Source organism: Candidatus Magnetobacterium casense, assembly GCF_019173545.1.
Lineage (GTDB): Bacteria > Nitrospirota > Thermodesulfovibrionia > Thermodesulfovibrionales > Magnetobacteriaceae > Magnetobacterium > Magnetobacterium cryptolimnobacter.
Window position 1 is genome coordinate 1 of record NZ_JABXWD010000081.1, and the last position, 11,814, is coordinate 11,814.

Annotated in this window: 5 protein-coding genes; all 5 read right to left on the reverse strand. The window is 42.4% G+C overall.

Features of this window, described 5'->3' with window-relative positions; translation table 11 throughout:
- Window positions 1-154: 154 nt before the first annotated feature.
- Window positions 155-1,297: a carboxypeptidase regulatory-like domain-containing protein gene (locus tag HWQ67_RS06305; protein WP_218251823.1), complete on the reverse strand. Its 1,143-nt coding sequence runs from the start codon at window positions 1,295-1,297 to the stop codon at window positions 155-157.
- Between the two features lie 100 nt (window positions 1,298-1,397).
- Entirely contained in the window at window positions 1,398-4,097 is a 2,700-nt protein-coding gene (locus tag HWQ67_RS06310) for a hypothetical protein (protein WP_218251824.1), read from the reverse strand.
- Window positions 4,098-4,110: 13 nt separating this feature from the next.
- Window positions 4,111-5,382 carry an OmpP1/FadL family transporter gene (locus HWQ67_RS06315; RefSeq protein ID WP_218251825.1) on the reverse strand — a complete coding sequence of 424 codons (1,272 nt, stop codon included), beginning with the start codon at window positions 5,380-5,382 and terminating at the stop codon, window positions 4,111-4,113.
- Between the two features lie 18 nt (window positions 5,383-5,400).
- Window positions 5,401-7,932, reverse strand: coding sequence for a hypothetical protein (locus tag HWQ67_RS06320; RefSeq protein ID WP_218251826.1), 2,532 nt, complete (start codon window positions 7,930-7,932; stop codon window positions 5,401-5,403).
- A 48-nt stretch (window positions 7,933-7,980) separates the two neighbouring features.
- Window positions 7,981-11,382 carry an SMP-30/gluconolactonase/LRE family protein gene (locus HWQ67_RS06325; RefSeq protein WP_218251827.1) on the reverse strand — a complete coding sequence of 1,134 codons (3,402 nt, stop codon included), beginning with the start codon at window positions 11,380-11,382 and terminating at the stop codon, window positions 7,981-7,983.
- Window positions 11,383-11,814: the final 432 nt, after the last annotated feature.

Consider the following 11,814-nt stretch of genomic DNA (forward strand, 5'->3'; position numbering starts at 1 on the left):
AAGGGGCGGTTTGTGGCAGGGGTGCCCCACCCCCTCCGCCCCCCTTCAGAACCCCCCGCAAGGGGAGGGGCGAGGCGCCCCGGCCACGAAGAAGTCCCCTTGACCCCTTTCTGTTTGTTATAGTTACTTATGTTCGCTTACTTATGGCAATTGGTTATTGCGACACTTTGACGGTATATGCCTTCCAGAACATTTTTAAAGGATCATAGGCATCCCACAGTCCGTTCATGTTAGTGTCTACCACGAACCAGAACGTGTAGTTGCCATCAGAAGGTACCGTAACGGTTAATTCCGTCTGTGGCAGGGTGAACAGCGGGCCTTGGTGGGCATACGTAATCCAGTTGATCCAACCCAATCCCTGGTCGAGGGCAAAGCTGCCGTAGTTGTTACCTCCCATGTAGAAGAGCCACCAGTCGGCGTTAATGTTGGCATAGTAGCCCGCATCCAGGGCGACTGTAACCTTTAATTCCCGTGCGTTAGTCTCTGACTGTTTCACCTTGAGGGAAGGAATGGGATAGCCATAGCTGCTCAGGCAAGTGTCAAAGACAGTGCTCTTGCCTTTTTCCACTTTCACGGTTTTCGTTACCGGATAATAGCCATATGCTGAGACGTCCATTGTGTTTGTGCCATCTGAAACGATCATTTCATAATAGCCGTTATCATTACTTACGGCTGTCCACTTGTCAGCAACCTTGACTTTTGCGTTATCAATTGCGGTGTTAGTTGTGCAATTGGTGATGGTTCCGTTTATTGCAACAGGTAAAGACGGCGCTGTCGGTCTGTATACGGAGAGATCGTAATCCGTGCCGCTGCCAAAAACACCGGTTTCGGCGCTGCTTATGCTTGCATAGTAGACACCTTCTTCCGTAAATTTCCAACTGAGGATAAGCTCTTCACCAGCCTTACGGCTCTCTTTGTATGTTACAACATTAGTGCCATAGCTGCCATAGAGGTAGATTACGGGACGACAGTTTTGACCTTGATTTGCGACCTTTATCTCATAGGTGTCGCCCTTTAACGCGTAGAACCTCACATAGTCTGCATCGCCGGCCTTGTGGAAGTTGTGACTCTGAGCCTTGCCATCGATTGCTATTGCATTTGCCTGTGAATAGGTATCGTCCGGTTCATAGGCATCCTGCGTTGTGGTGCCTGCTGCCTCGACTGGCTTACAGTTTAGCGATATCACGATATACGTCAACATCAGCATTATCCATAAGAGCGTCTTTACTCCTGACGCCGGTAATTCTGCCCGGTTTGCGGTTGGCTTCATGTTGTTTGTGTCTCTGACTTTACCCATCTTGAAAACACCTCTTTGTTTTATAGGTTTGTTAAGCGTACCAAAGATACGCTTTTTATGTAAGAGTCACGTGTCTTTACAGATAGCTGTTCTTCTCTGCTTATTTCGTCATTATGATGTCATCTTCTTTTACCTCTTCTTTTACCTCATTGCCGGTGTGGATATTTATCTCTATAATCTTAGCTTCCGACCATGCGTCTTTTGCGTCTGTTACAACGGCCCTACCATAACAAGAATCATCCGTTGTCATGACATCTTTGCATTTTGCTAACAAACGACATGATATATTGTCTACTATATCTTTTTTGTTGAAGAGATACAATCTTGTCCCATTGCGTATTTTCCATGGCTCTTTACCTTTGTCAATTTTAAATTTTTCATGGTTTATCACACCTTTAACGTTACCTCTTGTAAATGGAAAATTATCGTAAAGAAATGTTGCAAGTTCTTGTTCATATCCTGTGGATTTAGCAGTATAGACATTAGGCGCTAAGATAGTCTCTTCAGGAGGTATGTTGCACTTGATAGCCTTTTCTTTATCAGAAAAACAACCTGTGTCAATAATTTTGGCAATAATGTCTTTTCTATTAGTAGTTAGCAGCAGAAACATATCGACATTTGTTTCTATGGCGGCATTTTTGGCATTGTCAGGGGTGATGGTTATACCATCTTTAATGTTGTATTTATTTACTATTTTTTCTTTTTTGCCATCATCAATATCAACGATAGTAAACCTTTGTGAATCTTTAAGTTTACGATATATCTCTTTATACGTATCCTCCGTCTTGTTAATTAAATTCCCGTTTTTATCAACAGCGATAATAGCAACCCTTAACAGCATGTCACGTCTTGACAGTTCTAATCTTTTAACGTTGATTGAGGATTGCTTTGGGTCTTTTACCTGTTTAGTATAAGCAACAAGTTTAATTTCATTATTCCCCTCATTCTCCTCAGCACTAACAGGTATTGTACAGTGGAAGGTATAGCTGCTTTCTGTTTTTGTAAAGTTATCTTTTTCGGAGCATTTAATTTCTTCGCCGTTATTGTATAAGATTAAATCAGTAAATTCACCAAGATTGGATACAGTGAACATGATTGTTAATGATCTGTCAAATGTGGCGAAACTATTTTTATATCCAAGATATCTGCCTTTTGGTTGAATTTTAATGGAAGAAGATTGTTTGCGTATGATATCATCGTAAAAATTCGTTGCTTCCGTTATAAATTTCCTGAGGGCTTTAATAGAGGTAGGTGTAATTTCTATCAGTAGATCAAACATATCTTTTGCGATACTGAGGCAATTCTTTCCTATCACAACACCGTCTTTGCCAATATAACAGCCTTCGCCTACAACGACATCGCTGTCTGATGCCCCATTTTGTGCAAGGAGAACTTCGCCGGTCAGGGCAGCGTTTTGCTGAGTCTCCGGAAACGTATATTCCGTACTATTGCCAGCCTTGTCTGTTGCTTTTATAGTTATTGTCTTTGTCGCTAATATTACATCAAAAGACCATTCTTTTTCGCTCATATTTGATTTGCCAGTGAATTTGTTTTCTTCGTTAAAAAGCACTTCCCTGATACCATAATTATCATAAATAGTTCCAACTACCCTTGTCTTGCCATCAGTCTCCTCTGCACTGCTAATTGCGATTGAAGGTCCCTCCCTGTCAAGTGTAACCTTGACATCTTTCTCTGACGACTTCCCTACAACATCAACCGCCACTATCTTAATCGTCTTAACCCCCTCGCCTTCTAACTCACAGAGGTCAACCTCCGCCTTAAAGCCGCACGATTCATCAGATAACCCTGGCGGGAAATGTTTATAGTACAATATCTTATCACCTTCAGTTTCCAGGCAATACAACAACGGCTTACCGTTCAGTATAACAGGCTTTACATTGTTGGCTGACTTAGCGATCCCCTCGACAGTGTACATGCAGTTGGTTGTGAGAGTATCAGCAGGCTTGAGATCAATTACAGGCTTATTCCTGCGAAACTCTTCAAGCCATTCGCTATACATATTTATAGACATGCTATACGTCGGAGTGGTAGGCTGTGAATGTCTTTCAGGCGGTGCGCTATACATCTTTCCAAGCATGTCATACGTCGGAGTGGTAGGCTGTGAATGTCTTTCAGGCGGTGCGCCATCCACACTTCCAAGCGTACCACTAGGCAGAGCAATGTACTGCGAATACATTTCAATCATGCTAACCAAAAGCTCTTGCTGCTTTTTTTTGGCCTCATTAGAATAATAAACGGCCTTTGAGGTCGGTATTTTTAGAGATATATTAAGCTCTTTTTGTGCCTTGTCATAATAGGACTTGGCAACTGCACTATCAGTTTGTCTATATTCTTCAGCGAGCAAGAAGTACACTATGCCAAGTTCTCTGTGAGGAAAATAATCCACGTAGTGTGTATCGTCAATCATTGATTGCCATCTTTCATCGTTTTTTAGCCTGATGGCGGCTTCAAGGTCATTAACTGCAAATTCAAGGTATTTAATAGCCCCTTCTTTTTGCCCATTTTCCAACTTGTCCTGTCCGCAGTCTGAAAAAGACACTCCACGTTTGTAATAATCAAGCCATGTGTTCCCTGAATCAGCTTCTATTGTGTCGCATTTTAAATTGCATTCCGGTGTTGTAAAACATGCCCCCTCGACTGAATTACAGACAAACGTTATCGCAATATACGCAAAGATCAACGTTGCCCATAAGTACCTCTTTATTCCTGATGCCGGTAGTAGCCCTGTCATCTGATTAATGCCTCTCTCCATGCTGCCTGAACCTCTGACTGTAATCACCTTAATCCTCCCTTCACAGATACATGATAATAGACGTATACACCGTATGTTCACGGACGTCCTGGGAGTAATTCCAGGACTTGCCAACGAGGTCGCTTCCAACGTCTGACCCCCACCTGTACTGATATGCGATGTCCCAGGCGAATCTCCCGGCGGCCAACCCCGTCCCTAAACTCAGTCCATAGTAATCATCCGGATGGTTACTCGCCGGGGCCTGGTCGTAGAACACCCCGGCACGCACGGGGATCGTAAACTGCGGTCGTATACACAGGTACTCCGCCCCCAGGCGCACCTGAGTGGTTGCCTTGATGTGAGATTCGCCCACCGGTTCATTCGTTATCGCTGATGTCTCCGTGCCTTGGGAGTCGGTGCGTTTAAATTGCTCCCAATGGGTGCGGTAAACGTCAATGGCCAGCGTAAAGGGGTCATCATAGCGGTAGGCAACCCCTACGCCGTAGGACATGGGCATATAGAGCCTTTCGTATGCCTTGTGTGTTTCGCAGACATTGTTTTCATTGCATGATGGATACTCACGCGTGAGTCTGGCCTTAAAGGGGGTCTTAAAGACCGCACCTATTGTGAACTCCTCATTTATCATCAACATAAGGCCAAGGTTGGCATTATATCCGCTTAGGGTGTACTTGTTTGCGTTCCACGTTGAGCCATTTATATCCATACGGTCTTGCCAACTGTTTTGACTCAGCCCGTCGTCATAGGTGTTGAGGGTAATGCCGGCTGATAGCTTTTCGCTTATCTGCATGGCGGTGGATATACCTACAGCGGATATCCTTCCCTTTTGACGATAGCTTAAGTTGTCTATTGCCCCGTTGCCAGGATCGTAAACAGAGAGGCTCCACTTACGGTTGAAGTCGTACAGGTGTTGGTAGCTCGCAGACACCACCATGTTGGTGCCCAGGATGGCAGTCGGGATTGGATAGACGCCGCTGAGGTAGTTGAGGTTGCCATCCGAGACGCTTTGGTGGACAGAGTTTATCTGTTCCGTGGCAAACTTGTTGTCCTCGGAGCGGCTGTATGTCGAGCCAACAATTGAGACCTCCGGCGTACCCAGTTGGATAAGCCCGGCGGGATTCCACGATGCTGCGGTTGCGTCATCGGCCACGGCTATAAACGCCCCGCCCATTCCCAACGCCCTCGCCCCAGAACCAACAGGATTAGGCGAGGAACCAATCTCCGGCTTGTCGTCGGAGTTGCACACCATCGGAGTTATTCCAAAAACCCCGGCTAAAACTAAAAGACATAAAAATACTCTGCTAAGACTTCTCATTTCTTTCTTCCCTCCTTCTTATTTCGTCATCACTCTGTCGTGTATCTGAATTACAGTATTTTGATCTACATTAAGTATTTTAGCCTCTGAGACATCACCGTATACATTTGTTACAACTGCTTTGCCGTAAATATCAAGAAACGCATTTGCCTTATCCTGACATACCTCATTATGAAAAAAGTTTCTTTTATAACACTCTTCCATTTTTTTAAAAGAGCTACCTCCCTTATTAAAAAAGAAAAGTCTCGTTCCTGCTCGAGATTTCCAGATTGGCTCACCTATATTAATTTTGATAATTTCATTATTTTTGACATTTAGAACTCTACCATCAATAAATGGGAATTTATATTCAAGAATTTTTACTAACTCATTTGAGAATTGTTTTAAATCTATAGTGCTTGTATTGGAAAATATTGATGTTAATCCAGTTAATTCAGTACATATAGGGTCTTCATTTATTGTAACGAAACAGCCTGTTTCTATCAAATCGGTTGTAATTTCATTTTTCTTAATGGTTACTAATAAAAACAAATCCACTTTTCCATAAATACCAACATCTTTTGCATTTTTGCCATTGATAATTGTATCAGGTTTTATTTGGTGTTTTTTGAGTTTATTTGTTTCATTTTTATCAAATGTAACAACTTCAAATCTCTTTGAATTTATAAATCCATTTACTATTTTTTTGTATTTTTCGTCACCAATAAAATTACCCTTCTCATTAAATACAACAATACCAAGTCTTAACAAGTTTTTTTTGTTATCTATTATACCCAACTTTCGAGTAAAAAATAGTGATGGAAACTTTTTACCTTTTTCATTAATGGTAACAAGTTTAATAGTATTAACAGTATTTGGTTTGAGTTTTATATTATGAGAAAAACTATAACTATGCTCTCCGTTATTCAATTTACTTTTACCTGTTTTACTAATTTCCTTATCATTATTATACAGGGTTAAAAAAGTATTATCATCATAGTTGGAAACACTAAAGTTGAAATTTAAAAAATTCTCATATGTATAAATCTCTGTTTCTATATCCGTATTAAGATAATTAACTTCTTCTGTATCAAGATAGTTAACTTTTTCAGGGGTTATTTCAACTACAGGAGGTTGTTCGTTTAATAACTTTTGTAATTCAGCTATTGTTTCAAGTAGATGTTTAAAATTTTTAGCTAAATTAGTGACAATTTCCATTGGTATTGTCGGTGAGTTTGTTATTAATCCATGTATAGTTGGATAACCAGTTAGCTTCATAAGTTGTTCTACCATTTCTACGCAACTACTTGATATACCAATTCTTCTACCAATGATAAAAACACAATCTTTATTTGCATCTGATGTTCCCCTTTGAGCAAAAAGCAATTCGTCAGTCAGGTAGGAGTTCTCTCTAGTACCTGGGAGCGTTATTTTAGTAATATTACCGACTTTGTCTTTTGCTTCTACTATAACCTTATTTGTATCTGACGGTAATTCGCTACTTGTATTAAATTTCCACACAGTTGCCATACGAGAGTCATTAGGAAGTTCATTTTTTCCATTAAATATAACAGATTCAATACCATTATCATCGTAGACAGTACCCTCTACAGTTATTTTTCCATTTAGTGTTTTTACGCCGGCAATAGCAATACCAGGTCCCTCTCTATCAAGAGTTACAGTAATTGCCTTTTCCTCTTTGACATCAAGTGTTTTTATCGTGATTGTTTTATCGTTTGGAATATCTTGTTTACCGTCTAACTCACATAGGTCAACCTCCGTCTTAAATCCACACTCCTTAGCAGATAATCCTACAGGGAAATGCTCATCTGATGGTTTTCCATCTTTAATTTTCAGGCAAAATAATAAACCTTCATCGCTTATTATTGGAGGTTTCACATAGCCATCTTTTGACGAGACAATACCAGATACCTCATATTTGCATGCGTTTGTGAGATTATCCTCAGTTTTTTGTGGTGTAAGGATAGTTATTTGAGGTTTTTCTTTTGTGTCAAACTTCCCTCTGGCCTCATTGAGATAATAGACGGCCTTTGAGGTTGCAGTATCATATGTGTCATCGCTTTCCTTCTTTTTTTCTCCTTCCAACCCCAGAGATATGGCAAGTTCATCCTGTGCCTTTTTATAAGAATCTATAGCACGTTTATTATTGTTTTGCTGATATCCTTCACCGAGCAGGAATTGAGCTATCCCCAGCTCTCTGTGGGGGAAGTAATCCACGTAGTGCATTCCGTAGGTTCTGGCGTGCCAGCGCTCATATTTTTTGATCCTGATGGCGGCCTCAAAGTCCCTGACTGCCGATTCGAGGTATGGTCTGGCCGCTTCTGTATCCCCCTTGTCCGACAACGCCTGTCCGCAACTTGAAAAGGACACCCCACGCTCGTAGTAATTGAACCACCGCCCCCTGAAGGCGCCCTGCACCTTGCCGCACTGTAATTCACCTCCGTCAGACTTGACCGTAGCGCTCATTCCTGCACAGCCACTGAGGATAAAAAACACCCCCGTCACTATCAATAAAACAATACCCCTTAACGTGTTAACTCCCTTATTCATGTTACCTCCATGTTTTTTTATATTTAACTCTTTGTCTGTTAGCTTACACTACTTGTCCACATTTACCTTGATGCTGGTTGAGCATTTATCGCCGTCCCTGGAACAACCACTTGAGTATATATCGAAATTGAAGGTGTATGGCTCACTACTTTCAGGTAACCCGGATATCCTTAACAACTCCGTGAGTTGTAAGTTTATTAGGTTTCCAGTGTAGCTTACTGATAGCCCTCCTTGCCAACTGCCGCTTGCCGCGTCATAGTAATAATTGCCAATTGGCGTTTGCGCATAAAGCCACCAATAAGCATAAGAATCCATAGTATCCATCTTTTTATTGGGACTAAGGGCAACCTTTAACGAAAGGGTGTCTTCAGTTTTTATTTTAATCTCATTGAACAAACAGTTTGCCCTCAGCGTAAGCTTCGGGTACTTGCTACATTGGCCGGATTGCTCTTGTAAAGCAGCGCCGGCAGGGGAAGATGACGACTTCTTTTCGATCGTTGCCATTTGTGGTGATGAGATGTTTCCTGCCTTGTCAAGGGCATACACTACCACTTTGTAGGTGCCAGGCTTATTGAAGCCATCATACTCTGCCTCGTAGGAGCCATATCCTGCATGGGCTAACTCAAAGGATGGCAGAGTCGTTACAGGTATACTGGCAGATGACGGTACTACATCAGGGGTGAATACCTCCGCCCACACGCGCGTAATGTTGTCAAATGGATATACGTTCTGAGCTATGATCTTATAGGAGCTATTCCCATCCGATAACTGTGCGTATTCCGGCAATGCTTTTCCGATTCTGGGTCTTTCATTTGCGTATGTCTTATTGCTGCCTATGTAGAAGTCTTCTGCAAATTTTCCATTGTTGCAATCATCGATGACAGCCTTTCTATTGGGACAATCGCTAAATTTTCCGATGCCATCCTCAGCCTCAAGATATGCATCGTAAACAGGATTACCATTGGCGACACTGTTCCAGAAAAACCGTGAGAAGGAAATGTTGTTTGTATTTGTGATGTACGCATTATCATCTTCTAACGCACTTGCAAGAAACAAGCGTTTCCCATAAGCCGGTGATGCCAACTCATCAATAAAGCTGCCAGACATACAGGCATCATAAACAACTACAATCTTACCCTGTATTTTTTGCTGAAGATCTTCAAGCCACTCTTTTAACTGTAATGCTCCAAGCTGTTCGTCAAAATGTATGTTAAAGCTGCTATCGCCACCATGACCTACAAGATAGATAATGACGTCTGTAGCCCCCGGAGCCCAGTTCGTGATTGCCCGCTTGAGATTCTCTGTACTGGCATTATCATTTACAACATATGAGCCATCAATGGTCAGATACTTATCCGGGCTTAGATAGTAAATCTGTTCACGCGTAAAACCTTGCAGCCTGACAGTGCGATAGGCAAGATTGGCGCTGTACTGTATAGCTCCCCATATCTCGTTGTTTTGTACCACATTCTTATAGTCAACAATCTTAGGGCCGCTGCCGGCTACGATGATTGCCTTTTTTATGGTCGTGTTGGCAGCAGGGATCGCAAACACCTCAACACGGTGATTCGTGCTATCTACCACGTATGGCCTGACATAAGGTTTGCCGGCAGGATTACCACCGCTGCCAAATGCTATGCCTATGGGTTCGTTTAAATCCCCTGCGCTGCTTCCCGGGTTGCCCCACTTGTCCAGGAGAAAACCGGTTGGTGTGAACTTCTGAACCCTGTGGTTTCTTAACTCCGTTACATAGATGTTGTTGCTGCTGTCAACGGCAATAGCAGATGGAAACTTAAACTGCAGTTCGTTATACCCATAGCTGCCCCATGTCATTACAAACTTGCCCTGTGGGTCGAATTTCTGTATGCGATGGTTACCAAAGTCTGCTACATATATATAACCGTCCAGGTCTACCGCCACGGCAGCAGGATAACTAAATTGTCCCTGTCCGTTACCAGCAGCGCCGGTTCCTATCTTGAGCAGATGCTTCCCGTCAGAGGTCAACTTCACCACGCGGTGGTTAAGCGTATCTGCCACATAGATATTATCACCGGTATCTAAAGCAATCCCTGATGGGAATTTTAATTGCGTATCACCGCTGCCGTAACTGCCCATTTGGGTTATGTATCTTCCGTTGGAATTAAACCTTTGAATCCGGTGATTTCCCCAATCGGTTACAAACACATCGCCTTGTGCGCCTAATGCAATGCCACCTGGAAAATGGATACAGTCATCTCTATTGTTGACGCTAAGGACTTCTATTGTGTCATTTTCATTATTTATTCGCAAGTTGCATTGAAAATCAAACTGCCCGTCTCCTGCTCCTTTGTCTCCCCACCGTGCTTGAAAAGTGTTGCCTGGAGCAAACCTCTGGATGCGATTATTGCCGGCATCCACGACGTAAACATCACCGCCCGAATTGACAGCAATACCGCTGGGATACTTGAAAAAACCATCGCCTTGACCGCTGGCCGCCCATTGAGCGATAAATCTGCCTTCTTTGGTGAACTTCTGTATCCGCAGATTATCCCTGTCGGTAACATAGACATAGTTGTTTGAATCGATGGTCACTCCATAAGGGTCAAGTAACTCGCCCGCACCTGACCCCATGCTACCCCATTTGTCAACAAGTATGCCATCTTTGTTAAATATCTGTATCCGGTGATTATATGAGTCGGCCACGTATATATTGCCGTCTTTCCCTATACTTATGCCAGCCGGATTATAAAACTGGCCATCCTCCTTGCCATACCGACCCCACGAGGTTAAGAAGCTGCCGTTTTTATCGAACTTCTGTATACGATGATTTGTCATGTCGGTAACATAGACGTATAGCTTGTCTGTTGCTATACCGTAGGGATATTTAAACTGGCCACTGCCATCACCTTCAGTCCCCCAAGAAAAGAGACACTCACCCTTTGGATTAAACTTATCAATGCGGTGTCTCTTTGTATCAACTACATATATGTAACCATCCTCATCTACAGCAATCCCGGAAATACGGTCAATTTCGCTCCCACCACAACCGTATTTTTTGAGCAGTTCGGTGATTGTACCGTCTACCGCCATCTTTTGGATTCTTTTATTGAATGTATCGGTCACGTAGATGTTACCGTCTTTGTCCACAGCCACACCGATGGGATTATCAAAGTGGCCCAATTCCGAGCCCTTACTTCCTATTCCTGTCATAAACTGACCGTCGCTTGTGTATTTTAAGATGCGGTGACTCTTCGTATCTGCAATATAGATGTTATTCTTGCCGTCAACTGCTATACCCTCTGAATAGTTGAAATACCATGGCTGCTTTAACGCCGGAAACATGCTTTCATACCTGTAGCTGGTATCAGAAAACGAACTGACCGGTGACACAAACATTGAAACAACCCAGCATACAATCATAGCCCCAAAAACCCTGCCCATACCACTGTAACTCCGACAACCTCTGATCATAACACATTTCTCCCTTCTGTTATAGTGTCAGTTTATAACGTGTATAGCTGTTTCTATAATCTTTATAGTGCCACTAAATACATTGTAGCATAGAAAAAAATAAAAACCCAGTGAATTTTACTTCACATAATGATTTTAGAATATGAATAGGTCATTTACATAAACATTCAGATCGGAACGATTACCGTCATTATCCTACTTACTCATGTTACGCATATAGGCAAAAAAAGGTGTAGAAGTTTAAATAACCGCTCCAAATATGTACTATGGATAAGATTAAATGGGGTCAAGGGGACTGGTCCCCTTGTGGGTGGGTCTGAGGGGTAATGCTGTTGACTTAAGCATATCGAACAACGCCATGACACCATTTTTTCCTTGACTTTTTTGTATGTCGTGGTTGAGATGATCGTTTCTCTTTCGGTCGATAATAGA

Excerpts from the sequence above, each read along its gene's own strand:
- HWQ67_RS06320 (WP_218251826.1), bottom strand. The coding sequence starts at position 7,932 with ATGAATAAGGGAGTTAACACGTTAAGGGGTATTGTTTTATTGATAGTG.
- HWQ67_RS06325 (WP_218251827.1), bottom strand. The coding sequence starts at position 11,382 with ATGATCAGAGGTTGTCGGAGTTACAGTGGTATGGGCAGGGTTTTTGGG.
- HWQ67_RS06315 (WP_218251825.1), bottom strand. The coding sequence starts at position 5,382 with ATGAGAAGTCTTAGCAGAGTATTTTTATGTCTTTTAGTTTTAGCCGGG.
- HWQ67_RS06305 (WP_218251823.1), bottom strand. The coding sequence starts at position 1,297 with ATGGGTAAAGTCAGAGACACAAACAACATGAAGCCAACCGCAAACCGG.